Here is a 25,159-nt window from a genome sequence, read left to right as displayed (position 1 = left end):
ACCGGCAGGCGGCGTGCTCATTAGCGCGCCCCGCCGTTGACGTAGAGCGTCTGGCCACTGACATAAGAGGCGTCGTCGCTGGCCAGGAAGGCTATCACCGAGGCGATCTCCTCAGGCTGGCCGACCCGGCGCAGCGGCGTCTGCCCGGCGACGCCTCTCTGGTGCTCCTCGGGGCTGGCGCCGACCCGCTCGGCGGTGGCGGCGGTCATCGCGGTGGCGATGTAGCCGGGAGCGACCGCGTTCACGGTGATGTTGAACGGGCCGAGCTCGATCGCCAGGGTGGCGGTCAGCCCCTGCACCCCGGCCTTTGCCGCCGCGTAGTTGACCTGGCCCCGGTTGCCCAGCGCCGACCGGCTGCTCAGGTTGACGATTCTGCCGTACTTCGCCGGGACCATGTGCCGCTGCGCCGCCTGGCAGCAGTGGAACATGCTGGTCAGGTTGGTGGTGATCACCGCGTCCCACTCGTCGGCCGGCATCTTGAACAGCAGATTGTCCCGGGTGATCCCGGCGTTGTTGACCAGCACGTCGAGCCGCCCGTGGGCGCGGGTGACCTCGTCGAAGGTGGCCGACACCGCCGCGCCGTCGGTGACGTCGCAGCCGTGCCCGGTGGCCTTTCCGCCGGCCCGGACAATCTCGTCGGCGACCTGCCGTGCCCGCTCACCCGCCAGGTCGACGACGGCCACCGCCGCCCCCTCGGCGGCCAGCCGGCGCGCGGTCGCCGCCCCGATCCCCTGGGCCGCCCCGGTGACCACGGCGACCCGGTCGGCGAATCTTCCCACGTCCCACTCCTCGCTCTCGGTGAAAGGAAGGGCCCCCGCTTATCGCTTTTTGTAGAGGAAGGGCCCCCGCTTAACAACTCCGGCTAGCAACCTGGGCTGGCCGGTGCCGCTAAACTAGCGTCGGAAGTTTTTGCGCGCCACTATGCGGCGGGGACGGGGACGGGGATCCGGCCGCCCGTCGCGCAGACCACAGCGGGGTGGAGAAGGGCGGCGCCCGAGGGGCGCAGCGAGGCAGGGTGGCAGCGACACTGAGCGGACGCGGCGTCGACACGGCGTCGACCGCCTAGGCGGAAGCGGCAACGGCAGCCGAGCGGACAGCAGCCGAGCGGACAGCAGCCGAGCGGACAGCAGCCGAGCGGACAGCAGCCGGGCAGACAGCAGCCGGGCAGACAGCAGCCGAGCGGGAGGGCGAGCGGAGGAGCATGCCTCGACCTCGCCAGCCTCTGCTGAACCGGCAGCGGATCGTCGACGCCGCCACCGCGCTCGTCGACGCCGAAGGGCTGGCGGCGCTCTCCACCCGGCGGCTGGCGACCGTGCTCGGGGTGCGCGGGCCGTCGCTCTACAACCACTTCGCCACCAAGGACGAGATCCTCGACGCGGTGGCCGACGCCATCACGGCCGAGGTCGACGTCTCGTTCTTCGCCAGCCACGACTGGCGGGACGCGCTGCGGCTCTGGGGGCACTCCTACCGGCAGGCCCTGGCCGCGCACGCCAACATCGTGCCGTACCTCGCGCAGGGGCCGGGGCGCCGGCCGGCGGCACTGGCGATGGCGGACGCCGTCTACGGCGGGCTGGTGAAGGCCGGCTGGCCGCCGGCCCGAGCCACCCACATCGGAGCACTGATGCGCTATTTCGTGACCGGCTCGGCGCTCGGCTCGTTCGCCCGGGGGTTCGTCGAGGACCCGCAGGTGTACGCCGCCGGCTATCCCCACCGCGACCAGGCGCACCGGATCGCCGAGCATCGGCGCAGCGTCGACGAGGCTGCCTTCGCGCTCGGCCTGGACGCCCTGATCGACGGGCTGGCCGGCACCTACGAGCGGATCGTCGGCCCGCTGCCGCCACTGCCGGCCGACTGACCGGGGTCCCCGTGCGGGCGGCCGGCGCGTTGCCGCCGCCGGGGACCCCGGTCATCCGCCTCCTCAGGCGGTGTTGTTGGCCAGTGCCAGCAGCCGGGCCCGGGTGCCGTTGAACCAGTCGCGGTCCACCGCGCCGGAGATTCCCGACACGCTGCCGGTCGAGGTGTACTGCCACATCGTGTAGAAGCCCCAACCGGCGGGAAGGGCGCCGGGCGCGCTCGCCCAGCGGGCGATCCACAGCGGACTGGTGCTGGCGAAGCCGGAGTAGTTGCCGGTGCAGCTCGTCCACCAGCTCGTCGTGGTGTAGATGACGGCGTGCCGGCCGGTGCGCGACCGGTAGGTGTTGAGGAAGTCGCGGATCCAGGCGACCATGGCGCTCTGGGAGAGACCGTGGCAGCCGGCCTCCAGGTCGAGTGCGCCGGGCAGGGTGAGGTTGTCGGCCGACCAGGCGCCACCGTTGCTGGCGAAGTAGTTGGCCTGGGCGGCACCGCTGGAGGCGGCGGGGCGGGCGAAGTGGTAGGCGCCGCGGATCACCCCGGCACCGTGCGCGGCCGGGTAGTTGGTGTTGAACCGCGAGTCCTTGAAGGTCGTCCCCTCGGTGGCCTTGATGTAGGCCCACTGGATGCCGGCGTTGCGCACGCTGGTCCAGTTGATCGCGCCCTGGTAGTGCGAGACGTCGATGCCGGGGGTGGTCGCCGCCTGGGCGGGGGCGGCCGTGGCCGCGAGCGCGGCCCCGACCAGGGTGGTGACGGCGAGCATGGAGCTGAGCAGGCGCCGCGGAGAGCGCCAGGTCCGGAGCCGGGTCCGGGATGCGGTGGTACGCATCGATCCTCCCGATGGGGGGGTTGGAGGGTATCGACACACATGGTTGAAGATTTTTACCTTTGATCACAAGAGTCTACGTAGTTAATTTCCGGATTCAGTCGGATGGCTCGGCGGTGCAGGGCTCGGCATGGTCGGCCCGCAGCAGACAGCGGAGCGCACCGGGCATCAGCCGGTCGCAGCAGACCCGGTGCCGCACCTGGGGAGCGTCCTCCAGGGAGACCGTCGTCTGGCCACCGTCGATCTCGGACAGGAAGCCGAGCGACCGGACCAGCGCGTACGCCAGATCGACCGCCCCGGCCAGATCGGCGCTGGTCGCCGGGAGATGGATGACGTACCGGGGAGCCGGCGCGTCCCGCCCGACCGGCGCCGCCACGGCCGCACCGGGAAGTGGGGCGAAGACCCGCGCCGCGATCTGGTTCGGCGGCGTCCGCCGCCACCGGGGAACGGGATTTCCGATTGTGGTTCGCAGTCGGCGTACTCGGCTCACGTCATATTCCTCTCTTGGAAGACTCGCGGAGATCGGCCCGGTGGTGGATGCGCGAACCCGCGCGTGCTGGAAGGGGCGACCCGGCCCGATTGCCGAGCCGGGCCGGGTCGCCCCGCCCTGACACCGCAGCCTCATTCGGCGGGTACGGCACCAGGGCTGTCCGGAGTGGGGCGGACGATCGGTTTGAGTAATGTGCGGGGTCGCGGGGGCACACCCTTCCGTGATAGGTATTTCGGCACGTCAGTTCGGAGCCAGCGTCGAGTCACGTTTCCAGCGGCTCCGGGCTTGGTGCAAGAGACACCAATTCCCGGCTGTGGCCGATCGCTTCCCGGCTGTGGCCGATCGCGTCCGAAAGGTGGATCATGCCGGCGAGAAATGAATCCTTCGTGCAGACCCTGCGCGCCCAGTGGCTCGGGCAGCAGATGCGCCAGTTGCGCGAGCGGCGCGGCTTCACGTTGAAGCGGGCCGCCGAGTTCCTGGAACGGGACTTCTCCTCGGTGGCCCGCTGGGAACGGGCCGAGTGGCCGTTCCGGCGCGACGTCGTCGTCTCGCTGCTCGACCTCTACGGCGAGCACGATCCGCGTACCCGGGCGCATTTTCTCCGGCTCGCCGAGGACGCCTGGCGGACCGACCGGTGGGACGACGACTACGCCGAGATCGTCGACTCGTCCTTCATCGACTTTCCCTGGCTGGAGACCCGGGCCGAGCAGATCTGCTCGTTCGACGCGATGCTGATGCCGGGCCTGATGCAGACCCCGGAATACGCCGAGGCGGTGATCCGCAATGCCGAGGGAGAGCGTGCCACCCCCTTCTCGGTGGGCAAGTGGATGCAGTTGCGGTTGGACCGGCAGCGGGTGTTGGAGCCGGAGTTCGGGGTGACCGTCTCGGCGGTGCTGGACGAGAGCGTGCTGCGCCGCCCGGTCGGCGGCCCGGCGCTGATGCGCGGCCAACTGAAGCATCTCGGCGAGTTGCTCCGCCGGCCCAACGTGACCGTCCGGGTGCTGCCCGCCACCGTCGGCCTGCACCCCGGCCTCGACGGCTCGTTCGTCCTGTTCAGGATGCCGAAGCCCTATCCCGAGGTGGCCTACGCCGAAACGCTCGGCGGCCGGCTCTTCATGGAGGCACCGAAGTCGAAGCGCTACGCGGAGGCGTACGCTCGATTGCAGCAGATGGCGGTCGACCCGGCCGGGTCGGCGAGGCTGATCACGACGATCGCGGAGGAGCTGTGATGCACGAGTCCCTGCCGGCGGTTGCCTGGCACATCAGCACGAAGAGCAACAGCAACGGCGGAAGCTGTGTGGAGGCCGGCCCGGTGCTGGACGGCTCCGGCCGGATCGCCGTCCGGCACAGCAAGGCCCCGGACGCGGCGGTGATCGTCTACACCCGCGAGGAGTGGGACGCCTTCCTGGCCGGCGCCAGGGACGGCGAGTTCGACTTCCCCCCGATTACCTGACCCGAGCACCGCCCTACCCGAGCACCGCCCGACCGTCGCCAGCGAAAAGCGAACCAGAGTCGGGATCAGGACACTCCGCCGAAATCCCATTGGCCGCCGACCGGTGCGTTCGCATACTTGGGCCGGCAACGATCCTCTGCTCCGGCACAGCACTGCGGTCACACCTGGGCGATGGGAGGTGCGGACGCATGAGGTTGGGTGCAACGTCCCCGGTCGGTCGGACAATAGCCGTCTGCCTTGTCCTGCTGCTCACACCTGCCACGGCGTGCAGATCGAAAAGACCGGCACCAGGACCGACCGGCGTGGGCCCGGCGGGACTCGCCGTGACGATGTCGAATCAGGAATACCGGGTAGGCGAAACCGTCACCGTGCACCTTCGACGGACCAACACCCACGGCTCGGCGTGCATGTTGAGCCGCGTCCCGGCCGGAGCGGTGACGCTCCTCTCGCTGACCCGCGACGGTGCCGCGGTGCAGCCCAGCATTGGCGCGGCACGCCACTACCGGAGCTTTCCCGCGTACCTGGTCGAGAACCTCGTCTCGGTGCCGCCCGGCGGGTCGCTGGACCTCGCGTTGCCGAGCGACCCCGATACCCCGACCGGGCCCGCCCTGGCCACCACCGCCACGGACGGGCGCGGTGGCGCCCTCGTCACCTGGTGGCCGGTCACGGAGCCGGGCAGCTACCAGATCACGGTGGGATACCTGCGACCGCCGCTGCCCGGGGTGCCCCCGGACACCTGCGCGGCCGCCATGGAACAGGCAACGGCCACGTTCAGCGTGCGGGCCGGGTGACGAGATGGGACGCTTCACGACCGCGGTGAAGGGGCTGGCGCTGGCGGGCGTCATCGTGCTCCTCGCCGCGTCGCCCGCGCTGGCGGTGATCGTCGTGGATCCCGCAGTGCAGGCGGCCTACGCCGGCTGCGTCGGGCAGATGCGTGGCTCCGGCACCGACGACATACTCAAGGAACTGGAACAGTCGGGCAAGAAGATAAGGATCAGGCACCCGATCCTGGACAAGGAGTCCTCCACCACGACCTACCTGCCCGGCAGCGACGTGCAGATCAACTGGGTCCCGGGGAACGACGGACGGAAGTTTCCCTCCGAGGGCGGGCCCGAATTCACCGAGGACCAGTGCGCCACGCTCGCCCACGAGATGGCGCACGCGGCCGACTTCGCCAACGGCGTCGACCGTGGTCAGTTCTGCCTTGCCAGCGACGGCACGCCGGCCAGCCCGGCGGACCCGGCAGAGGTGCACGCGGTGGTGGCGGAGAACGCCTACCGCCAGGCCGTCGGCCTGCCGCTGCGGACCAGCTACAGCGGCTACGAGTTGCCCAGTGACGGCAAGGACTGCGCCCCGCCCCGCCCCGACAGGCCGCGCGGTGGCTGCTCGGTGTCGGCCGTGGGTGCCAACTATCGCTGTGCCAGCAGCAACGGCGATCCGCACCTCACGACCTTCGACGGCCTGCGGTACGACTTCCAGGCCGCGGGCGAGTTCGTGCTCGCCCGCTCGGCAGGCGGCGACCTGGAAGTGCAGGTGCGCCAGACGATGTTCCCGGGCAGCACGGTCGCCTCGGTCAACTCGGCCGTGGTGGCGAACGTCGCCGGCGACCGGGTCGGCGTCCACACCGGCCCGGACGGGCCGTCGCTGCGGGTCAACGGGGCCGGGAGACCGGCGGTCCCGGGCAGTTCCCGGCTGCCGAAGGGCGGCACCCTCGCCGTGGACCCCGAGGGCACGATCCTGGTGACCTGGCCCGACCGGTCCGTCCTGCACGTCGTGCCGATCGGGCCCTGGGGCCTGAGCATCGATGTCGGCGTCCCCTCGGCGCGAAGCGCGACCATGACAGGTCTGCTCGGCGACCACGACGGGGACCCGGCCGACGACCTCGTGGTGCACGGAGGTGGCCCGCTCGCACAGCCGCCGCCGTTCTCGGCCCTCTACCCCGGCTACGCCGACAGTTGGCGGATCGCGCCCGACCGGTCGCTGTTCGACTACGAGCCCGGCCAGGATACCGCGACGTTCATTGACCGCAGGTTCCCGACCAAACCGATCACCGTCGCTGACCTGCCCAACCGATCCACGGCCGAACTCCTCTGCCGCCAGGCCGGGGTCACCGATCCGCGGACGCTCGACGACTGCGTCCTCGACGTGGGCCTGACCGGGCAGCCGGCGTTCGCCCTCGACGCCGCGAGGGCGCAACGACACAACGGCGCGGCTGCGCGGCAGCCGGGACCCACCAGCCCCGGTGGGACGCTCCGCGACGGAGGCGTCGTGCGCGACTCGATCAGCGCGGCCGGTGAGGTCGACACGTTCCGGTTGGAGACCGGCGACGCCACCGTGTTGCGGCTGCTCGACGTCACGGGCGATCCGGGCCGCTCCGGTGCCGCGTCCCTGCGGATCACACTGCACGGACCGGACGCTTCCGGCTCGCCCGGCTTCACGGTCACCAGCACCCATCAGTTCAGGGTGCGGCCAGGGGCCTCATACACGCTGACGGTCGACCGCACGAACGGTGACACCGGTGACTACGGGTTCCGACTGGTGACCGCCAAGGAGCGACGGATCCCGACCACCCTCGGAAAGGTCACCGGAAGTCTCGACGTTCCCGGACGGGTCGTCCTCCATGCGTTCGAGGCCACCCGGCAGGGCCGGCTGCGGCTCACCGAGACCAGCGGATGTGACTTCACCGTCGGCGTGGTCGAAGACTCGCCCACGCCGCATGTCTACACGCCGGCCAATCTCTGCTGGGACATCGATCTGGTGACGCTGCGACCGGGTAAGCGCTACCTGCTCGTCGTCTGGTCCGACAGGGCCGCTACCGGCAACTATTCGTTCCGGACAACCGTTGCCGACTGACACGTGACTCTGCACCCGGGGCCCCGCACCTCGAATTCAGCAAACCTCTACTCCGCGTTCACAGTGGACCCGCATCCATAGCCTGACAATGGCCTGCTCGACCAGTGGATTCGCCACCAGGCCGGCGGAAAGGGTCCTGCACGGATGACCGGGGTCAGGGATGCAGCGCTGGAAGCCCTGCTGGGCCAGGGCTCGGCGCTGAGTCTGATATTGCTTCTGGCGGCCAGCGTCGGCTGGGGCCTCTACAAGGAGGCACGCGACCGCCGGGCGAGACGGAAGGCGGTGTCCTACAACGTTCTGTTCAACTCTCCGCTCGGCCCGCCGGAGACCGGGCGCCTGATCGAGCTGCGCGACCGGGAGGACGGCACGGTCATCGAGGAGCCCTCGATGGCCGTCATCCGGATCACCAACGCCGGCAGCCGGGACATCAGGGAATTCGACTACCAGCGTCCGATACACATCAGCTTCGGCCGCCGGAGAGTCCAGCTCATCGACGTCACGGACGGACACCCGGCGGACCTGGAGGAGGTCTTCGTCCCCGAGGTCGGCCCGGAAGGGACGAGCCTGCTCCTCCCCCGCGCCCACTTCAACGCGAAATACCGCTTCAAGCTGCTGGTGCTGCTCTCCGGCCACCCCGACGACGACACCGTCAAGGTCGGCGGCCTGCTCCGGGGCGGCGACATCGTCAACGCCCGGGTGCAGGACCAGCGCAGCCGGATCTGGCGGTGGCGGATCGGCACCGCCGGGGTCGCCTCGCTGGCCGCCGGGGCACTGATCATGGTGATCCTGGCCCAGACCGCCGACCTGCGCCCGACCAAGCCGGGAGATCCGACCTGCGTCGAGGGCACCGCCGAGGTGGTCGGGTCGAGTGCCTTCCGCAGCGCCGCGATCCCGGCCATCGACTCGTACAACACCTTCTGCGCGGAGGCCGGCGCGCGGCTGAAACCCGACTTCGTGGACAGCGGCGACGGGATACGGCGGGTCAGCCGGGCCGGCTCGCCGGACATCGCGCTGCACGACGGTCGGCTCGGCGAGGAGCAGCGGAAGGGACTCCGCGAGCGGGCGGTGGCGATCGTGCCGTTCAGCGTCGTGGTCAACGCGGCGGTCCGGGGCGGTGCGACCGGGCCGGTCGCGCTCTCCCGGGACCAGATCCGGAGCATCTTCGCCGGTGAACACCGCAACTGGCGGGAGATCGACCCCGACTACGCCGACACCGCGATCGTCCTCGTCACCCGGACCAGCCGGTCCGGCAGCCGGGGCGCCTTCGAGCGGTACGTGCTGGGCGACGGTGACGTCCCACGACCGCAGCCCGCGCTGACCGCGCCGAACTGCGACCCGCCGGCCGGCGCCGCGCACCCGTACCTCTGCGAGATGACGACCACCGGTGACCTGCTGAAGCGGGTCGCCGAGGTCGAGGGCGCGATCGGGTACGCCGACACCCCGCAGGCCCGTAACGCGGACGACGACGTCCTCGAGGTGCGGCTGGACGGGCTCAGCCCGAGCGCCGACCCGGAGGTCCTGCGGCGGTATCCGTTCTGGACCGTCGAGTACGCCTACTACCGCAGCGTCCCCGCCGAGACGCGGTCGTTGGCGGCGCAGTTCGTCACGTATCTCAGCGAGGACGTTCCGGCCGCCGGCACCACGCCGGCCAGGCTCCTCGAACAGGCCGGGTATCCGCCGTGCGACTCCGCCACCTACCGGGAGCTGTGCCGGGAGCGGATCTGAGCCGAGTCCCCGGCGTGGCCGGTCAGCGGCGCCGCATCGCATACCAGAGTGCGCCGGCCACCACGACGGCCAGCGGCACGAGGCAACAGAACAGAGTCAGCAGCAGGTGCCACGGTTTGATCGCGCCCATGCCGGGTGACCCTAGCCGACGCGGTCGCGCCCGGGTGACCCTAGCCGACGCGGTCGCGCCCGGGCGCCCCACATCCGACGACCGGCCCGGCACGACCGGCGGCCGGCACCGGCGCGACCGATGCCTCAGCCTCGCGACCGATGCCTCAGCGGGCGGCGGCGGTGCCCGCGCCGGTCGCCGAGTCCTGGTGGGCCTGCTTCAGGGCGGCCAGGAACGCCTCGGTCGGCTGCGCGCCGGAGATGCCGTACCGCCGGTCGAGGACGAAGAACGGGACACCGTTCGCGCCGAACGCCCGCGCCTGGCGGATGTCCGCCTCGACGTCCGCGGCGTACTCGTCGCCGGCCAGCACCCGGCGGGCCGCCTCGGCCGGCACTCCGACCTCGGCGGCGAGCCGGACCAGGGTGTCGGCGTCGTCGACGTTCTCGGCCTCGACCAGGTTGGCCAGCATCAGCCGCTCGTGCAGTTCGGCGCCGCGCCCGTACTCCCGGGCCAGGTGGGTGAGCCGGTGCGCGTCGAAGGTGTTCGCCATGATCGACTTGTCGAGGTGGTAGTCGAGCCCCACCTCGGCGGCGAGCGCGGTCACGTGCCCCTGCATGGCGGCGACCCGGGCCGGCGAGGCGCCCAGCTTCTCCGCCAGCGCCTCCGGCACCGGCCGGGGCTGCCCCTTCGGGTACGACGGGTCGAGCTGGAAGCTCCGCCAGACCACCTTCACCTCGTCGGCGTGCGCGAACTGCCCGAGCGCCTCCTCCAACCGCCGCTTGCCGAGATAGCACCACGGGCAGACGATGTCGGACCAGACTTCGAGTTGCACTGACTCTCTCTCCTCGCGCTAAAGGCAGGTGCCGTCCGAGCAGACCGGGGCGTCCTCGGTCGTGACGAGCATCACCAGCCCCGGCACCGCAGGCGGTGGCCCCGGCTCCGCCGGTGCGACCGGTTCCGCGTCCGGTACGCCCGGTCCGCCCGGTCCGGTGACCGGCCCCGCCGCCGCTGACTCCGCCTCCGGCCTGCCCAGACTCATCACGACTCCTTCGGTTCTCCCCGTCAGTGTCAGCAACTCCGTCCCGCGTTCCAGAATTCCGCCGGCCGCCGGGCAGCTTGCGACCCCCCGGCGGCGGCCGTACCGGTCTGGGCCGGCTCCGCCACCTCCGCCGGCCCAGCGGACCGGCGGCACGTCGCGGTCGGTCCGGGGGCGGGCGGCAACGGCAGTGCCGTCAGTCCGGCGGGCGCGGGCAGAGCAGGACGCAGCCGCCGCTGGGCAGCAGGGGGAGCCCCGACGGCAGCAGCGACGGCAGGACGGGTACCGGCAGCGGCAGTACCTGCTTGGCGGACGGGCTCGGCGTGGACCGGGCCGGACCGGGCCGCCCGGTCGGCGCCGGCGCGGCGCCCCCGGTACGCGCCGGGGTGGGTGTGCTCTCCCGGGCGGGTGTCGCCGGATCGGGGCGGGCCGGCGCGGACCGTTCCCCAACGGGCGGCTCCGACGCCTGCCCGGCGCCGGGCAGGCCGATCCGGATCCGGGCGATCTCGCCGCGCAGCCGCCCCGCCTCCGCCCGGTCGGGAATCTCGGCGACCTGACGGTCGGCCCGAGCCAGTTCCCGGCGCGCGTCGTCATACCGCTGCGCCGCCACCGCCGCTCGGGCGAGTTCGATGGTGTGCTCGGCGGCGCGTACCGCAGACCGGTCCGGATAGACCGCCGCCGCGACCGGCCAGAGCGGACTGCTCGGCCCGGCGTGGTTGACGCCGAGCCCGAGCAGGGCCGTCGCGACCACCGCCGCCGCGGTGGAGAGAACGAGCCGGCGGACCGCAGCCGCGCGGCCACTCCGCCGGGCCGCCGGCCCGACCTCCGCCCGGCGCCGCGCACCGGGTACGCCGGGCCGGAGCCGCACGCCGGAGCCGTGACGTCGAAACTGGCCGGCGGCGACACCGGATCGGGGCGACGGGCTCGGCCGCTCCGCGATCAGCGCGGCCCGGACCAGCACCGTTTCGTCGGCGGTCTCCGGTGGGTCGGCGTCCAGGTCCGCCCGCCAGGCCGAGAAGAGCCCGGCCAGCGGATCTCCGGCCGGCGCCGGCTCGCCCCGGCCCAGCGCGTCGAGCAGCCGGTCCTCGGCGAGCAGCACAGCCGGATCGATACCAGCCGGATCGACGCCAGCCAGATCTGTGCCAGCCGGATCCGTGCCAGGCGGCTCGTCGGCCCGGCCCGGCACGCCGTCGGTCCGCTCACCCATGCCGTCGTCGTCCACTCCGCCTCGCAGCGTACTCATGCGGCGACCTCGTCCAGGGCGGTGCCGGCGAGCACACGGAGCCGGGCCAGGGCACGGGACTGGGTCACCCGGACGGCGGCAGCGGACATTCCCACGATGATCCCGACCTCGTCGGCGGTGAGGCCGACCGCGACCCGGAGCAGCACGATCTCCCGGTGCAACTCAGGCAGCCGGGCCAGCAGCGCGGAGAGCCGGCGAGCGAGGTCGGTCGCCACCGCCTGCTGCTCGGGGCCGGGCTCGGCGTCCGGCCCGTCCGGCACGGGGCCGTCGGCCGTGACGGCCGAGTTCCGGATGGCGGCGCGCTGGGCGTCGGCGACCTTGTGCGCCGCGATGCCGTAGAGGAAGGCGGAGAACGGCCGGCCCTCGTCCCGATAGCGGGGCAGCGCCCGGAGGACCGCCAGGCAGACCTCCTGGGCCACGTCGTCGGCGGTGGCGTACGCGCCACCGATCCGGCCGAGTCGGGCCCGGCAGTAGCGGACCAGGCCGGGGCGGACCTCGGTGAGCAGTTCCGCCGTCGCCTCGGGGTCGCGTCGAGCCGCCCTTGCGACGAGATCTGTCTCGGGTGCTGTGGTCATCTATGGGGTCGCACCTTCGTCGGGGCCACACCTTCGTCCGGCACCGCGCTGCGGTTACCGGCGGGTTACCGCACCGTATCGGCAGTCCCGTCATCGCACCACCGGCGGGGGACGATCAATGCCGTAACGGGTGGCGGCAGCGTACCGGGATTGACCGCCCGACCGTCGTTCACCACCTGCTCCCGCAGGCGCGCCGTGCGTCGATGGCGAAGGGGGTACTACGGTGCGTCGTCGAGCAGAGAGCGGGCGTGGGCGAGAAGTTCGCACTGTTGCCGCCAGGCTCCCCCGGAGAAGCCCATGACGAGGTGGCGCGCTCCCGCCCGCTGATACGCGGCGAGTCGTTCTGCGGCCTCCTGCGGCGTTCCGGTGATCGGGATGGTGGCGGCACGTTCGTACGGCATGCCGTACGCCCTGGACACCTGTGCGGCGATCTCCTCCCTGGTAGGTGTGCCGCTGCCGGAGCCGATGGCTCCGGCAGCGCCGATCGCGATGCTCGGGGTCGGCCGCAGGCGAGCGCTGGCGCGTTCCCTGAGCCGGGACGCGGCGTCGGCGAGCTCGCCGGCCGGTACGAGGGAGGGAAACCAGCCGTCGCCGTATCGGGCCGCGCGGCGGATGGCGACCGGGGAGGCATTGCCGACCCAGAAGGGTGGCCGCGACACCGCCGGGGCGAGCTGGACGACGGGTTGGTCCGGCTCGTCCGGAAGCTGGACCGGTTCGCCTGCGAGCAGCCGGGGCAGCAGTTCCAGCGCGGTGTCGGTGCGACGGCCACGCGCTGCGTACGTGACGCCTGCGGCAGCCCACTGTGTCGGCCCGCCGCCCGATCCGATGCCCAGGATCAGCCTGCCTCCCGAGACGTGTTGCAGGCTGGCGATCTGCTTCGCGGCCCAGGCAAGGGGGCGCATCGCCGGGACGAAGACGCTGGCGCCGATGCGGATCCGCCGGGTGGCGGCGGCCGCGGCGGCCAGGGCGACGGCGCAGTCCAGGGTCGGCCTCCCGATCGCCAGGTGGTCACCGTGCCAGACGCTGTCGAAGCCCAGATCCTCGGCGTGCCGTGCCGCGCCCGGCAGATCCAGCCCTTCTGCGTGCTGCACCGCGACCGTGGGCAGGATCACGCCAACGCCGATTATGGCCATCTGCTCTCATCCTCTCCGCCGCCAGCCGCCAGCTGACAGCTGACAGCTGACAGCTGACAGTTACCAGCCGCCAGTCGCCGGCCGCCACGAACGGAGCCTGCAACCTCAACCTGACTTGTGGTCAACCGGGAAAGTAATCGAAGAATTACCGATGATCCCTGTTACGCCCGGCGCCCCGGCCGCGATGTCCATCAGAGACGGCGGTGGACGGAGTGGTCCGCCGGGAGCTGCGGGCGGGCAGGTGTGCGGATGGGCGTCGAGGTACGCGTCGAAGGGCTGACCAAGTCCTTCGGCGGTCAACCGGTCTGGTCCGACGTGAGTCTGACCCTGCCGGCGGGCGAGATCTCGGTGCTGCTCGGCCCCTCCGGCACCGGCAAGTCGGTCTTCCTCAAGACGCTGGTCGGGCTGCTGAAGCCGGACCGGGGGTCGATCTGGATCGAGGGTCGGGACCTCCCCCGGCTCTCCGAGCGCGCGCTCTACCAGGTCCGCAAGCTCTTCGGGGTGCTCTTCCAGGACGGCGCCCTCTTCGGCTCGATGACCATCTACGACAACGTCGCGTTCCCGCTGCGCGAGCACACCCGCCGGCCGGAGTCCGAGATCCGGCAGATCGTGCAGGAGAAGCTGGAGATGGTCGGGCTGCTCGGCGCCGAGCGGAAGCTGCCGGGTCAGATCTCCGGCGGGATGCGCAAGCGGGCCGGGCTGGCCCGGGCCCTGGTGCTCGATCCGCAGATCATCCTCTTCGACGAGCCCGACTCCGGGCTCGACCCGGTCCGCACCGCCTACCTCAACCAGCTCATCATCGACCTCAACCAGCAGACCGGCGCGACCTTCCTGATCGTCACGCACGACATCAACACCGCCCGGACGGTGCCGGACAACATCGGGCTGATCTACCACGGTCACCTCGCCATGTTCGGGCCGCGCGAGATGCTGCTCTCCAGCACCGAGCCGGTGGTGCGGCAGTTCCTCAACGCGCAGCGGATCGGCCCGATCGGGATGTCCGAGGAGAAGGACACCGACGAGCTGCGGGCCGAGGCCGAGGCCGGGATCGAGCTGCCGCCGCTGCCGCCGATACCGCTCCAGCTCGCCCCCTCCGACGGGCAGCCGCGCCGGGCGGAGCAGCCGCCGGGCCGGTGGTGCGAGGAGAACGGCGTCGCGCCGCCGCCCGGCTCCTTCGACGGCGCGCGGACCAGCGCCTGGCAGCGGCCTCCCGAGGAGGTGCTCCGGTGACCGGGCCGGGCAGCACCCGGGGCGGGCCGGTGACGGCGGGGCTGCGCGGCTCCGGGCACTTCTTCGCGTTCTGCCTCGACGCGCTGCGTGGGCTGGGCCGCCGGCCGTTCCAGGTCCGCGAGTTCGTCCAGCAGGCGTGGTTTCTCAGCTCGGTCTCGATCCTGCCGGCCGCGCTGGTGGCGATCCCGTTCGGCGCGGTGATCGCGCTGCAGCTCGGCTCCCTGGTACGCCAGCTCGGCGCCCAGTCCTTCACCGGCGCCACCAGCGTACTGGCCGTGGTACGCGAGGCGAGCCCGATCGTCACCGCCCTGATCATCGCCGGGGCGGGCGGCTCGGCGATCTGCGCCGACCTCGGCGCCCGCAAGATCCGCGAGGAGCTGGACGCGATGGAGGTGCTCGGGATCGACCCGCTGCACCGGCTGGTCGCACCCCGGATCGTCGCCGCCGCACTGGTCGCCGCGCTCCTCAACGGGCTGGTCAGCGTCGTCGGGGTGGCCGGCGGCTATTTCTTCAACGTCGTGATGCAGGGCGGGACGCCGGGGGCGTACCTGGCGAGTTTCCAGGCCCTCGGGCAGCTCTCCGACCTGGCGGTCGGCGAGATCAAGGCGGTGCTCTTCGGCGGAGTCGCCGCGCTTGTCGCGTCGTATCACGGGATGACGGCGCGGGGCGGGCCGAAGGGGGTCGGCGACGCGGTCAACCGCAGTGTCGTGCTGACCTTCATGCTGCTCTTCGCGCTCAACTTCGTCATCACCGCCGTCTACTTCCAGCTCGTGCCGCAGCGGGGGATGTGAGATGCCGGTGCTGCGTACCCTGGACAACCTCGGCGGGCAACTCGCGTTCTACCTGCGGGTCTTCGCCTGGACCCCGCGGGCGCTGCGCCGCTACCGCCGCGAGGTGGTGCGCCTGCTCGCCGAGATCAGCTTCGGTCGGGGCGCGCTGGCGGTGGCCGGCGGCACGGTCGGGGTGATCTGCTTCCTCACCTTCTTCACCGGCACCGAGGTGGGGCTCCAGGGCTACCAGGCGCTGGACCAGCTCGGCAGCAGCGCCTTCACCGGGTTCATCTCGGCCTACTTCAACACCCGGGAGATCGCGCCGCTGGTCGCCGGGCTGGCGCTCTCGGCGACGGTCGGCTCCGGCTTCACCGCCCAGCTCGGCGCGATGCGGATCTCCGAGGAGGTCGACGCCCTGGAGGTGATGGGCGTCCCCTCGCTGCCGTTCCTGGTCACCACCCGCATGATCGCCGGCTTCGTCGCGGTCATCCCGCTCTACGTGGTCGGGCTGCTCTCCAGCTATCTCGCCACCCGCTCCATCGCGGTCTACTACTTCGGGCAGTCGGCCGGCACCTACGACTACTACTTCCACCTCTTCCTGCCCCCGGAGGACGTGCTCTGGTCCTTCGGCAAGGTGCTGGTCTTCAGCGTGATCGTCGTGCTGGTGCACTGCCACTACGGCTACACCGCCAGCGGCGGGCCGGCCGGCGTCGGGGTGGCGGTGGGCCGGGCGGTGCGCACCGCCATCGTGGCGATCAACATCGTCGACTTCTTCCTGTCGCTCGCCATCTGGGGCGCGACCACGACCGTACGGATCGCGGGGTGAACGGATGATCGGCGTCGATCGCGGTACACCGCTGGGCCGGCGCGTCCTCGGCATCGTCTTCGTGGCGGTGCTCGGCGCGGCGCTCTGCCTGGCCGTGCTGCAATACCGCAAGGTCTTCACCCCGGTCGCCTGGGTGACCCTGCACACGGCACAGACCGGGATGCAGCTCAGCCCCGGCGCCGAGGTGAAGCTGCGCGGCGTGCCGGTCGGCGAGGTACGCGAGATCGGCAGCGACGGCAGCCAGGCCCGGCTGCGGCTCGCCCTCGACCCGGCGCTGATCGGCCACGTCCCCGCCGACGTGACCGCGCGGCTGCTGCCGAAGACACTCTTCGGCGAGCGGTACGTGGCGCTGGTCCCCCCGCCGACCGGCTCGACCGCCGGTCCGCTGCGCGACGGTGCGGTGATCAGCCAGGACCGCAGCCGCAACGGGGTCGAGCTGGAACGGGTGCTGGACGAGGCGCTGCCGCTGCTCCAGTCGATCCGGCCGGACACGCTGGCCAGCACCCTGGCCGCGCTCGCCACCGCGCTGGACGGGCGCGGCGAGCAGCTCGGGGAGACCCTGGAGACGCTCGACCGCTACCTCACCGAACTCAACCCCGAACTGCCGGCGCTGACCGAGGACGTCCGACGCCTCGCGGCCGTGCTGGACTCCTACGACGCCGCCCTGCCCGACCTGCTCGCCATCCTCCGCGACGTCACCCCGACCGCGCGGACCGTGGCGAACCAGCAGGCCCAGCTCGCCGCCTTCCTCGCCGAGACCACCGATGCCGCCGACGTGACCCGGCTCTTCCTGGACCGGCACGGCGACCAGGTGATCCGGCTCGGTCAGCTCGGCCGGCCGGTGCTGGAGCTGCTGGCCGCCTACGCACCGGAATATCCCTGCCTGATGCAGGGGCTGGTCGGGGTGCAGCCGGCGGTCGAGGAGGTGTTCCGGAACGGTCGGATGCACGTCAACCTGGAGATCACCAGGGACAACGGCGCCTACCAGCCCGGCCGGGACGATCCGGTTTACGGCGCCCGGACCGGGCCGCAGTGCCGGGAGCTGCCGGACCCGACGCCGCCGGCCCCGGAGGTGCGGGTCGAGGACGGCTACGACCACGGCGGCTCCCGCCCCGGCCCCATCAGGCTCCCGGTCGGCAGGCCACCCGCCGGTACGCCGGCCGCCGCCGGCTCCGGCGCGCCCGCCGCCGGCAACCCGCCGTCGATGGGCTCGGCCGGCACCGAGGAGGAGCGGAACCTGCTCGAACCGATCATCGGGGCGGCCACCGGCACCCTACCGGTGGAGGTGCCGGACATCGCCGTCCTGCTCTGGGGTCCGCTGCTGCGCGGAGCGGTGGTGAACGTCCGATGACCCGGTGGGGACAGCGCGGAGGAAGCATGGCACGGGTCCCGGTCGGGCCGCTGGTCAAGCTGGTGGTGTTCGCCGTGCTGACGCTGCTGCTCACCGGCATGCTCGGTGAGGCGCTCGGGTCGTTCTCGTTCGGCGGCACCAGCTACCGGGCCCGGTTCACCGACGTGACCGGCCTGCTGCCCGGCGACGACGTCCGGATCGCCGGGGTGCGGGTCGGTCAGGTCGACACGATCCGGGTGGTGCAGGACAGCGTCGCCGAGGTCCGGTTGACGCTGACCGAGGAGGTGCCGCTGCGCAGCACGGTGCGAGCCACGGTCCGCTACCGTAACCTGATCGGCCAGCGGTACGTCGCGCTGGCCGAGGGCCCCGGCCGGGGGGCGCCACTGCCGCCGGACGGGCTGATCCCACTCACCCAGACCACTCCGGCGCTCGACCTGACCACCCTCTTCAACGGCTTCCGGCCGCTCTTCACCGCGCTGAGCCCGGCGGACGTCAACAGGCTGGCGTACGAGATCATCCAGGTGCTCCAGGGTGAGGGCGGTACGGTCTCCAGCCTGCTGGCGCACACCGCCTCGCTTACCAACACCCTCGCCGACCGGGACGCCGTGATCGGCCGGGTGGTGACCAACCTCAACGCGGTGCTGGCCACCCTGGAATCCCGGGACGCCGAACTCGACCGGACGGTCCGATCGTTGCAGCAGTTCGTCTCCGGGCTCGCCGCCGACCGCGAGGCGATCGGGGCCGCCCTGGTCAACCTCGGCACGCTCACCGGCAGCACCGCCGCGCTGCTCGCCGACGCCCGGCCGGCGCTCGCCGCCGACGTGACCGAGCTCGGCGAGCTGGCCGACACCCTCAACCGGAACGCGGCGGTCATCGACGGCACGCTCGGCCGGCTCCCGGACCGCTACGAGGCGCTGACCCGGGTCGCCTCGCACGGCTCGTGGCTCAACCTCTTCGTCTGCGACTTCGACGGCACGCTGACCCTCGGCGGGCAGGACGTCAACCCGGCGACGTTCAGCTCCACCGCCGCCCGCTGCGCCGGCTCCGGAGGTGCCCGGTGAAACCCTTTCGGGAGCGAAATCTCGTCGCCGTCGGTGCGTTCGGGCTGGTGGTGCTGACCGGCCTGCTGCTGGTGGCGTTCCGGCTGGACGACCTCGGCGCGCTCGGCGACCGGCGGTACGCGGCGGCGTTCCGGGACGCCAGCGGCCTGGCCGAGGGGAACGAGGTCCGGGTCGCCGGGGTACGCGTCGGCGAGGTGACCGAGGTGGCGCTGGCCCGCGACGGCAGCGTCCCGTACGTCCGGGTGGGGTTCCGGGTCGACGACGACGAGCTGCGGCTCGGCGGCGAGACCGGCGCGACCATCCGGATCAAGACCGTGCTCGGCCAGAAATACCTGGCGCTGGCGCCGGCCGGGCCGGGCCGGCTGCCGGAGTATGCGGAGATCCCGCTCGACCGGACCGCGTCGCCGTTCGACGTGATGCAGGCAGTCACCGGGCTCGCCGGCACGCTGGACGAGATCGACAGCGCGCGGTTGGCGACCGCCTTCAGCACGCTGGCGGAGACCTTCGCGGACACGCCCGGCAGCGTGCGTGCCTCGCTGGACGGGCTCTCCCGGCTCTCCCGCACGGTCGCCAGCCGGGACGCCGAGCTGCGCGAGCTGCTGGAGCGGGCCCGGAGTGTCACCGGGGTGCTCGCCGACCGGGACGAGGAGTTCCGCCTGCTCGTCGCCGACGGCGCCGCGCTGCTGGCGGAGGTGAGTCGGCGGCGGGACGCGATCCACGCGCTGCTGGTCGGCACCCGGGACCTCTCGGCGCAGCTCTCCGGGCTGGTCGCCGACAACCGCAACACCCTGGAGCCGACGCTGCGGCAGTTACGCGGGGTGGTGTCGATCCTGCAACGCAACCGCGACGACCTGGAGCGGACCCTGCAGACCATGGGCCCGTTCCTGGACGCCTTCACCAACCTGCTGGGCAACGGCCGGTGGTTCGACTCGTACCTGCGCGGGCTGCTCCAGCCGTACGTGCCGACGGGAGGTCGCTGATGCGCCGACTCATCGCCGCCCCGAGCCGCCGCCGGGCACTGCTCGCCGCCGGGGTGACCGTGGCGGTGACCGCCGCGGCCGCGTTCGTGGTGCTGCGCCCGGGTACGCCGCAGCACCGCCTCGTCGCGCACTTCACCCGGGCGGTCGGCGTCCATCCCGGCTCTGACGTACGGGTGCTGGGGGTGCGGGTCGGCGAGGTCGTCTCGATCGAGCCGGCCGGGCGTACCGTCCGGATGGAGCTACGCTACGACGCCCGGCACGAGATCCCGGCCGACGCCTCGGCGGTGATCGTGCCGCCCAGCCTGGTCAGCGACAGATATGTCCAGCTCACCCCGGCCTACACCGGCGGCGCCCGGCTCGCCGACGGCGCGGAGCTGCCGGTGGAGCGGACGATGGCGCCGATGGAGATCGACGACATCTACCGGGCCCTCGACGAGTTCAACCGGGCGCTCGGGCCGGACGGCGCCAACGCGAACGGTGCGCTGGACGACCTGCTCGGCACCGCGCGGGCGAACCTGGCCGGCAACGGCGACGAGCTGCACGACACCCTGGACGGGCTCTCCCAGGCCCTGGAGACCCTCGCCGACGGCCGGCAGGACCTCTTCGGCACGGTGGCGAACCTGCAACGGTTCACCACCGCGCTGGCCCGCAGCGACCAGCAGGTGCGGGCGTTCAACGCGCAGCTCGCCGACGTGGCCGAGCAGCTCGCCGCCGAACGGGACGACCTGGCGGCGGCGCTGCGCAACCTCGGTGCCGCGCTGGGCGAGGTCACCCGCTTCGTCCGGGACAACCGCGCCCTGCTGACATCCAACGTGGAGGCGCTGGCCGACGTGACGAACGTGCTGGTCCGGCAGCAGAAGGCACTGATCAGGATCCTGGACGTGGCGCCGCTGACCCTCTCCAACCTGCACCTGGCCTACAACGCCCGGTCCGGCACCCTGGACACCCGGGCCAACCTGCTCGGCCCGTACGACCCGGCCGCCTACGCCTGCGCGGCGCTGGCCGACGCCCTGCCGGCGCCGAAGGTGCCGAAACGCTGCTTCGAGCTGGCCGAGACCCTGCAACTCAAGCGGCTTCCGCTCCCCGAGGAGCTGCGCGGGCTGCTCAACCTGCCACCCGCCGCCGATGCGGAGCCGGCCGCACCGCAGTCGCCGGCCGGCGACGACCCGGCCGCCGGCACGTCGCCCGGGGCGCCGGGCCCGGGAATCTCGCTCGACCGCACCCTCGGCGGCATCCTGCGAGGTGCCCGATGAGCCGGGCCCGCCGGCACGGACCGGCGCTGGCGGCCGTGTCGGTCGTGACGGCGGTCGGGATGACCGGCTGCACGGTGCCGGACCTGGCCGACCTGCCGCTGCCCGGCGGCGCGCCGAACGGCCCGGCATACCGGGTCACCGCGGAGTTCACCGACGTGCTCGACCTGGTGCCGCAGGCGGCCGTCAAGGTCAACGACGTCACGGTGGGCAGCGTCGAGGAGATCTCGCTGCGCGGCTGGACCGCCCGGGTCCGGCTCCGGATCGACCGCGCGGTGACGCTCCCCGACAACGCCACCGCCGCCGTACGGCAGACCAGCCTGCTCGGCGAGAAGTACGTGGCGCTGGCCGCCCCGGTCACCGAGCCACCCGCCGGGCAACTCCGCGACGACGCCGTCATCCCGCTGGCCCGGACGAAGCGGTCGGCCGAGGTGGAGGAGGTGCTCGCCGCGCTCGGACTGCTACTCAACGGCGGCGGGCTGGCCCAGCTCAAGACGATCAACCAGGAGCTCGCGGCGGCGCTGGAGGGACGGGAGCCGGCCGCCCGGGACGCGCTGCGCGAGTTGGACACCTTCGTGGCCGGGCTCGACGGGCAGAAGGCCGACCTGGTGCGGGCGGTCGACGCGCTCGACCGGCTGACCGACCGGCTGGCCCGGCAGCGGGCCGTGATCGGTGACGCGCTCACCGCGCTCGACCCCGGGCTCGGCGTCCTTGCCGAGCAGCGCGAGCAGCTCAGCGACGCGGTGACCGCCCTGGGCGAACTGGGCCGGGTCGGGACCCGGGTGGTCACCGAGAGCGGCGACGACCTGGTGGCGAGCGTACGCGCGCTGCAACCGATCCTCGACCAGCTCGTCCGGGCCGGCGACGCGCTGCCGAAGTCGCTGGACTTCATGCTCTCGTACCCGTTCCCGCCGAACGTGACCGGGGCGATCGTCGGCGACTACATCAACCTCTCGGTCACCGCCGACCTGGACGCCGCCGCCATCCTGGCGAACCTCTTCTCCGCCAAGCCGGTGGCGACGCCGCCGCAGCAGCGCGGCGGCACCTCGTCCGGAGGGAGCACCGGCGGCAACCGGCCCGGTGCGACCGGCGGCGGGCAGCGGCCGGGCGGCTCCGGCGACGAGGACCGGCCGGGCGGGGTCGGGCCGCTGCTGCCCGGCGTACTCCCCCCGATCTGCCTGCCGGTCGGCGGGCTGCTGCCGATCGACTGGCTGCCGCCGCTGCTGCCCGAGTGCACGCTGCCGCCGGACTGCAAGCTGCTCCGCCCCGGGACGCTGCTGCCGCCGGGCGGGCTGCTGCCGCCGGGCGGCGTGGTGCCGCCGGGCACCATCTTCCCGCCCGGCACCAAGCTGCCGGTGGGCACCATCCTCTCCCCCGGCTGCCTGCTGCCGCCGCCGGACGGGTCGACCAACGGCCGCACGGGTGGGCTGCTCGACATCCTGGGCGGAGGGCTGGACAGATGATCGGACGTACGGCCCGGCTCCAGGTGCTCGCCTTCCTCGTCGTCAGCGTGCTCGGGATCAGTTACGTCGCGGTCCGCTACGTCGGGCTCGGTGACCGGCTGCTCGGGCGCGGCTATCTGGTGCTCGCGGACTTCGCCGAGGCCGGCGGCATCTTCCCGAACGCGCCGGTCAGCTACCGGGGCGTGCCGGTCGGCCAGGTCGAGTCGGTCGACCTGCACGCCGGGGCGGTCCGGGTCGGGCTCCGGCTGGATCGGGGGGTACGGGTCCCGACCGACCTGCGGGCGGTGGTGTCGCAGCGCTCCGCCGTCGGCGAGCAGTACGTCGACCTGCGCCCCGACCGGGACACCGGCCCCTACCTGCGGGACGGCGCGGTGATCCCCCGGGGCCGGACCGGTGTCCCGCTGGCCCCGGAGACCCTGCTGGCCAACCTCGACGCGCTGGTCCGGTCGATCGACCCGGACGACCTGGCGGTGGTGATCGACGAGCTGGGCGTCGCCTTCGAGGGCAACGAGGACGCGCTGCGCCGGATCCTCGACGCGAGTGGCGCGCTGCTGGCGGAGGCGACCGTACGGCTGCCGGAGACGGTGACGCTGATCCGGGACGGGCGGACGGTGCTGCGTACCCAGCAGGAGTCCGCCGCCGCACTGCGTCGCTGGGCGGACGGGCTGGCCCGGCTCGCCGAGACGGTCCGGGCCGCCGACCCGGACCTGCGGCGGATCCTCGCCGACGGTCCGCCCGCCGCGACCGAACTCGTCGGGCTGCTGCACGACCTGGACCCGTCGATCGGCACCCTGCTGGGCAACCTGGTCGCGGTGAACGGGGTGGCCGCGCGGCGGCTGCCCGGCATCGAGCACCTGCTCGTCGTCTATCCGCTGGTGGTCGACGGCGCCTACACCGTCACACCCGGCGACGGCACCGTGCACTTCGGACTCGTGCTGAACGTCGCCGACCCGCCGGCCTGCGTCTACCACGGCTCGACCCGGTGCACGGCGGGAGAGACCGGGCGCGGCTCCAGCGTGCGGGGCAACGCGGCGGCACCCCGCCCCGGCGGCACCGACCCGCCGCCGCCCTCCCCGGGGCCGGCACCGCCGCCCGAGCCGGACGCCCCGGACGCGGACGGCACGCCGCTCTCCCCGGCCACGGTCGTCGGCTACGACCCGGCGACCGGTGTCGCGCTGGGTCCCGGCGGCACCCCGCTGGCGTTCGGCTCGACCGGCGGGCAGTACCGGCTCGCCGGCGACCAGTCCTGGAAGCAACTCCTACTCGCCGGCCTCGCGCCGTGACCGATTTCCGAGGAGCCGACCGATGCGCAGCGGTGAGGAACGCAGGTTGAAACTGGTGAAGGACACCTCCGGGACGGATCCGATCCCGCCCGCCGCGCCCCGGCAGCCCTCCGCCGAGGAGCGGGAGACGGTGCCCGGCGCACGCCGGTCGCCGGCGGAGGCGCGGCGGACGGGCCGGGGCGGACGAGCGACGCCGACTCGGCGGGCCGTCACGCGCCGGATGCCGGCCGACAAGGACGCCGTGGAGACGTTCCTGAAGACCCTCGACCAGGAACCGGCCGACACCGGGCCCGCCGACACCGGACCGGCCGGCTCGAGACCGGCCGACTCGGGAGCGGCCGACTCGGAACCGGCCGACTCGGGAGCGGCCGACTCGGGAGCGGCCGAGAACGGATCGAGCACCGACGAATCGGACACCGGCGGCGAGTCGGCGCCGGAGCGACGGGAGGTGCCGGCCCGGCGGCACGGCACCACGATCGCGCTCGCCGCCACGCTCGCGATCGCACTCGCCCTGGCCGGGGTCTTCGGCTCGCAGTGGTGGCAGGACCGGACGGTCGAGCAGGCCCACTCCCGGGCCCTGGCCGCCGCGCGGCAGACGACTGTCAACTTCGTCTCGATCAGCGCCTCGAGCGTGGACAGCGATCTCCAGCGGATCACGGCCGGTGCCACCGGGGAGTTCAAGGAGGAGTTCGTCCGGGGCCAGGCCAAGGTGCGCTCCGCGGTGCTGGAGAACAAGGTCGAGTCGACCGGCACGGTGCTGCGCGCCGCCCTGCTCTCCGGGGACCGCCGGCACGCGGTGGTGCTGGTGGCGATGGACGCGACGGTCAGGAACGTGAACGCCCCGGACGGCCGGCCCGCGCACTACCGGATCCAGGTCGACCTGACCCGGGAAGGCGACTCCGACACCTGGCTGGTCTCCCAACTCCAGTTCGTCGGTTGACGCGAAGAGTCGAAGAGGTTCAGCGAAGAGTCGAGAAAGGGAGCTTCGATGCAATCGCCCGTCGCCGCACTCGCCCGACGCCTGCGCCGCCCCCGGCGTCGTACCGCCGACGCGCCGCCGGTCGACGGTGCGCAGCAGCCGGCCGGCGATGCCGCCGCGCCGCCCCGCCGGTACGCCGGCAGCCGCCTGCACCTGGCCCTCGCGGTCGCCACCGTGCTCGCCGCCGCCGCGGCCGGCACCGCCTGGGACGCCCACCACCGGGCGGAGCAGCGCGATGTCGCGGTACGGCAGGCGCTCGCCACCGCCGGCCCGGCCGCGAAGGCGATCTTCTCCTACGACTACCGCAGCTTCGATGCCAGCGTGGCGAATGGGCGGGCCTTCGTGACCGGCCCCTTCGCCGACGAATATGCCGAGACCACCTCGGCGCTGAAGTCGACCGCCGTCTCGGAACAGGCGGTGGTGCTCGCCGAGGTCTCCGCCAGCGGGGTGATCCGGGCCGGGTCGGCAGAGGTCGAGCTGCTGCTCTATCTGAACCAGTACCGCCGCAACGCCAACACCGACGGAGAGAAGGTCGACCAGAACCGGGTGGTCCTCGAGATGCACCGGGTCGGCGGCGAGTGGAAGGTGGCCAGGGCCACCGCGATCTGACCCGGCGACCTCCGCCCGACCCGCCGGAAGGGGTGTCGTCCGCCCGACTCCGGCCGGCGGCGG

At 72.7% G+C, this 25,159-nt stretch carries 25 protein-coding genes; 17 read left to right on the top strand and 8 right to left on the bottom strand.

Translation table 11 applies throughout. The features are described from left to right. Positions 1–20 precede the first annotated feature (20 nt). Positions 21–779 (bottom strand): 3-oxoacyl-ACP reductase FabG, encoded by a 759-nt coding sequence (fabG, locus tag ACN28C_RS20200; protein ID WP_422769095.1) that lies wholly within the window; start codon positions 777–779, stop codon positions 21–23. Between the two features lie 422 nt (positions 780–1,201). On the opposite strand from fabG, the gene ACN28C_RS20195 reads away from it, so the two are divergent. Continuing rightward, the gene (locus tag ACN28C_RS20195; protein WP_422769094.1) at positions 1,202–1,855 is read left to right on the top strand and encodes a TetR/AcrR family transcriptional regulator C-terminal domain-containing protein; all 654 of its coding nucleotides are present in this window, start codon (positions 1,202–1,204) and stop codon (positions 1,853–1,855) included. Positions 1,856–1,918: 63 nt separating this feature from the next. On the opposite strand, the gene ACN28C_RS20190 is transcribed toward ACN28C_RS20195, so the two are convergent. Together ACN28C_RS20190 and ACN28C_RS20185 are read right to left on the bottom strand one after the other, a co-directional pair. After that, positions 1,919–2,680 carry a GH25 family lysozyme gene (locus tag ACN28C_RS20190; RefSeq protein WP_422769093.1) on the bottom strand — a complete coding sequence of 254 codons (762 nt, stop codon included), beginning with the start codon at positions 2,678–2,680 and terminating at the stop codon, positions 1,919–1,921. Between the two features lie 94 nt (positions 2,681–2,774). Beyond that, a complete protein-coding gene (locus tag ACN28C_RS20185; RefSeq protein ID WP_422769092.1) occupies positions 2,775–3,167 on the bottom strand; it encodes a hypothetical protein in 393 nt (130 codons plus the stop codon). 362 nt (positions 3,168–3,529) lie between these two features. Between ACN28C_RS20185 and ACN28C_RS20180 the strand changes: the two genes are divergently transcribed. The 5 genes from ACN28C_RS20180 (at position 3,530) to ACN28C_RS20160 (ending at position 9,198) form a co-directional block, all read left to right on the top strand. Further along, entirely contained in the window at positions 3,530–4,396 is an 867-nt protein-coding gene (locus tag ACN28C_RS20180; RefSeq protein ID WP_422769091.1) for a helix-turn-helix domain-containing protein, read from the top strand. Then, positions 4,396–4,620: a DUF397 domain-containing protein gene (locus ACN28C_RS20175; protein WP_422769090.1), complete on the top strand. Its 225-nt coding sequence runs from the start codon at positions 4,396–4,398 to the stop codon at positions 4,618–4,620. Before ACN28C_RS20180 ends, ACN28C_RS20175 begins: the two co-directional genes overlap by 1 nt. A gap of 323 nt (positions 4,621–4,943) precedes the next feature. Then, a complete protein-coding gene (locus tag ACN28C_RS20170; RefSeq protein ID WP_422769089.1) occupies positions 4,944–5,411 on the top strand; it encodes a hypothetical protein in 468 nt (155 codons plus the stop codon). A 4-nt stretch (positions 5,412–5,415) separates the two neighbouring features. Further along, the gene (locus tag ACN28C_RS20165) at positions 5,416–7,473 is read left to right on the top strand and encodes a VWD domain-containing protein (protein WP_422769088.1); all 2,058 of its coding nucleotides are present in this window, start codon (positions 5,416–5,418) and stop codon (positions 7,471–7,473) included. A gap of 144 nt (positions 7,474–7,617) precedes the next feature. Continuing rightward, entirely contained in the window at positions 7,618–9,198 is a 1,581-nt protein-coding gene (locus ACN28C_RS20160) for a PstS family phosphate ABC transporter substrate-binding protein (protein WP_422769087.1), read from the top strand. A 275-nt stretch (positions 9,199–9,473) separates the two neighbouring features. Here ACN28C_RS20160 and ACN28C_RS20155 read toward each other — a convergent pair whose 3' ends face one another. From ACN28C_RS20155 to ACN28C_RS20135, 5 genes are all read right to left on the bottom strand, one after another. Continuing rightward, complete coding sequence (locus tag ACN28C_RS20155) at positions 9,474–10,139, bottom strand: DsbA family oxidoreductase (RefSeq protein ID WP_422769086.1); 666 nt, start codon at positions 10,137–10,139, stop codon at positions 9,474–9,476. A gap of 18 nt (positions 10,140–10,157) precedes the next feature. Further along, positions 10,158–10,346, bottom strand: a complete 189-nt coding sequence (locus ACN28C_RS20150; RefSeq protein WP_422769085.1) for a hypothetical protein — start codon at positions 10,344–10,346, stop codon at positions 10,158–10,160. A gap of 193 nt (positions 10,347–10,539) precedes the next feature. Beyond that, positions 10,540–11,586: a hypothetical protein gene (locus ACN28C_RS20145; RefSeq protein WP_422769084.1), complete on the bottom strand. Its 1,047-nt coding sequence runs from the start codon at positions 11,584–11,586 to the stop codon at positions 10,540–10,542. Next, on the bottom strand, positions 11,583–12,161 hold the full coding sequence (gene shbA / locus ACN28C_RS20140; protein WP_422769083.1) for an RNA polymerase sigma factor ShbA: 579 nt from the start codon (positions 12,159–12,161) through the stop codon (positions 11,583–11,585). The genes ACN28C_RS20145 and shbA overlap by 4 nt, the downstream gene beginning before the upstream one ends. 218 nt (positions 12,162–12,379) lie before the next feature. Then, positions 12,380–13,294, bottom strand: coding sequence for an LLM class flavin-dependent oxidoreductase (locus ACN28C_RS20135; protein WP_422769082.1), 915 nt, complete (start codon positions 13,292–13,294; stop codon positions 12,380–12,382). Positions 13,295–13,543: 249 nt separating this feature from the next. Between ACN28C_RS20135 and ACN28C_RS20130 the strand changes: the two genes are divergently transcribed. The 11 genes from ACN28C_RS20130 to ACN28C_RS20080 are packed head-to-tail and all read left to right on the top strand — an operon-like array spanning position 13,544 to position 25,096. Continuing rightward, complete coding sequence (locus tag ACN28C_RS20130) at positions 13,544–14,524, top strand: ABC transporter ATP-binding protein (RefSeq protein ID WP_422769081.1); 981 nt, start codon at positions 13,544–13,546, stop codon at positions 14,522–14,524. Further along, entirely contained in the window at positions 14,521–15,315 is a 795-nt protein-coding gene (locus ACN28C_RS20125; protein WP_422769080.1) for an MlaE family ABC transporter permease, read from the top strand. The genes ACN28C_RS20130 and ACN28C_RS20125 overlap by 4 nt, the downstream gene beginning before the upstream one ends. A 1-nt stretch (position 15,316) precedes the next feature. Continuing rightward, the gene (locus tag ACN28C_RS20120; protein ID WP_422769079.1) at positions 15,317–16,120 is read left to right on the top strand and encodes an MlaE family ABC transporter permease; all 804 of its coding nucleotides are present in this window, start codon (positions 15,317–15,319) and stop codon (positions 16,118–16,120) included. Positions 16,121–16,124: 4 nt separating this feature from the next. Continuing rightward, positions 16,125–17,471: an MCE family protein gene (locus tag ACN28C_RS20115; RefSeq protein WP_422769078.1), complete on the top strand. Its 1,347-nt coding sequence runs from the start codon at positions 16,125–16,127 to the stop codon at positions 17,469–17,471. A gap of 26 nt (positions 17,472–17,497) precedes the next feature. After that, complete coding sequence (locus tag ACN28C_RS20110; RefSeq protein WP_422769077.1) at positions 17,498–18,532, top strand: MCE family protein; 1,035 nt, start codon at positions 17,498–17,500, stop codon at positions 18,530–18,532. Continuing rightward, complete coding sequence (locus ACN28C_RS20105) at positions 18,529–19,512, top strand: MCE family protein (protein WP_422769076.1); 984 nt, start codon at positions 18,529–18,531, stop codon at positions 19,510–19,512. The genes ACN28C_RS20110 and ACN28C_RS20105 overlap by 4 nt, the downstream gene beginning before the upstream one ends. Then, complete coding sequence (locus ACN28C_RS20100; protein ID WP_422769075.1) at positions 19,512–20,765, top strand: MCE family protein; 1,254 nt, start codon at positions 19,512–19,514, stop codon at positions 20,763–20,765. Before ACN28C_RS20105 ends, ACN28C_RS20100 begins: the two co-directional genes overlap by 1 nt. Next, entirely contained in the window at positions 20,762–22,225 is a 1,464-nt protein-coding gene (locus ACN28C_RS20095; RefSeq protein WP_422769074.1) for an MCE family protein, read from the top strand. Before ACN28C_RS20100 ends, ACN28C_RS20095 begins: the two co-directional genes overlap by 4 nt. Further along, on the top strand, positions 22,222–23,508 hold the full coding sequence (locus ACN28C_RS20090) for an MCE family protein (protein WP_422769073.1): 1,287 nt from the start codon (positions 22,222–22,224) through the stop codon (positions 23,506–23,508). The genes ACN28C_RS20095 and ACN28C_RS20090 overlap by 4 nt, the downstream gene beginning before the upstream one ends. Positions 23,509–23,530: 22 nt before the next feature. Continuing rightward, positions 23,531–24,448 (top strand): hypothetical protein, encoded by a 918-nt coding sequence (locus ACN28C_RS20085; RefSeq protein ID WP_422769072.1) that lies wholly within the window; start codon positions 23,531–23,533, stop codon positions 24,446–24,448. Between the two features lie 48 nt (positions 24,449–24,496). Continuing rightward, complete coding sequence (locus tag ACN28C_RS20080) at positions 24,497–25,096, top strand: hypothetical protein (protein WP_422769071.1); 600 nt, start codon at positions 24,497–24,499, stop codon at positions 25,094–25,096. The last annotated feature ends 63 nt before the right edge of the window (positions 25,097–25,159 follow it).

Origin of the sequence: Plantactinospora sp. WMMC1484, assembly GCF_049315195.1 — a bacterium.
GTDB lineage: Bacteria > Actinomycetota > Actinomycetes > Mycobacteriales > Micromonosporaceae > Plantactinospora.
The sequence above is the reverse complement of the archived record's forward strand: the minus strand, read 5'-3'. Positions and strand labels throughout refer to the sequence as shown.

What these genes read in the sequence shown, in the direction of transcription:
- shbA (WP_422769083.1), bottom strand. Translation starts at nt 12,161, where the DNA reads ATGACCACAGCACCCGAGACAGATCTCGTCGCAAGGGCGGCTCGACGC.
- ACN28C_RS20160 (WP_422769087.1), top strand. Translation starts at nt 7,618, where the DNA reads ATGACCGGGGTCAGGGATGCAGCGCTGGAAGCCCTGCTGGGCCAGGGC.
- ACN28C_RS20115 (WP_422769078.1), top strand. Translation starts at nt 16,125, where the DNA reads ATGATCGGCGTCGATCGCGGTACACCGCTGGGCCGGCGCGTCCTCGGC.
- ACN28C_RS20180 (WP_422769091.1), top strand. Translation starts at nt 3,530, where the DNA reads ATGCCGGCGAGAAATGAATCCTTCGTGCAGACCCTGCGCGCCCAGTGG.
- ACN28C_RS20195 (WP_422769094.1), top strand. Translation starts at nt 1,202, where the DNA reads ATGCCTCGACCTCGCCAGCCTCTGCTGAACCGGCAGCGGATCGTCGAC.
- ACN28C_RS20175 (WP_422769090.1), top strand. Translation starts at nt 4,396, where the DNA reads ATGCACGAGTCCCTGCCGGCGGTTGCCTGGCACATCAGCACGAAGAGC.
- ACN28C_RS20080 (WP_422769071.1), top strand. Translation starts at nt 24,497, where the DNA reads ATGCAATCGCCCGTCGCCGCACTCGCCCGACGCCTGCGCCGCCCCCGG.
- ACN28C_RS20090 (WP_422769073.1), top strand. Translation starts at nt 22,222, where the DNA reads ATGATCGGACGTACGGCCCGGCTCCAGGTGCTCGCCTTCCTCGTCGTC.
- ACN28C_RS20150 (WP_422769085.1), bottom strand. Translation starts at nt 10,346, where the DNA reads ATGAGTCTGGGCAGGCCGGAGGCGGAGTCAGCGGCGGCGGGGCCGGTC.
- ACN28C_RS20095 (WP_422769074.1), top strand. Translation starts at nt 20,762, where the DNA reads ATGAGCCGGGCCCGCCGGCACGGACCGGCGCTGGCGGCCGTGTCGGTC.
- ACN28C_RS20100 (WP_422769075.1), top strand. Translation starts at nt 19,512, where the DNA reads ATGCGCCGACTCATCGCCGCCCCGAGCCGCCGCCGGGCACTGCTCGCC.
- ACN28C_RS20130 (WP_422769081.1), top strand. Translation starts at nt 13,544, where the DNA reads ATGGGCGTCGAGGTACGCGTCGAAGGGCTGACCAAGTCCTTCGGCGGT.
- ACN28C_RS20120 (WP_422769079.1), top strand. Translation starts at nt 15,317, where the DNA reads ATGCCGGTGCTGCGTACCCTGGACAACCTCGGCGGGCAACTCGCGTTC.
- ACN28C_RS20145 (WP_422769084.1), bottom strand. Translation starts at nt 11,586, where the DNA reads ATGAGTACGCTGCGAGGCGGAGTGGACGACGACGGCATGGGTGAGCGG.
- ACN28C_RS20110 (WP_422769077.1), top strand. Translation starts at nt 17,498, where the DNA reads ATGGCACGGGTCCCGGTCGGGCCGCTGGTCAAGCTGGTGGTGTTCGCC.
- ACN28C_RS20085 (WP_422769072.1), top strand. Translation starts at nt 23,531, where the DNA reads ATGCGCAGCGGTGAGGAACGCAGGTTGAAACTGGTGAAGGACACCTCC.
- ACN28C_RS20135 (WP_422769082.1), bottom strand. Translation starts at nt 13,294, where the DNA reads ATGGCCATAATCGGCGTTGGCGTGATCCTGCCCACGGTCGCGGTGCAG.
- ACN28C_RS20190 (WP_422769093.1), bottom strand. Translation starts at nt 2,680, where the DNA reads ATGCGTACCACCGCATCCCGGACCCGGCTCCGGACCTGGCGCTCTCCG.
- ACN28C_RS20165 (WP_422769088.1), top strand. Translation starts at nt 5,416, where the DNA reads ATGGGACGCTTCACGACCGCGGTGAAGGGGCTGGCGCTGGCGGGCGTC.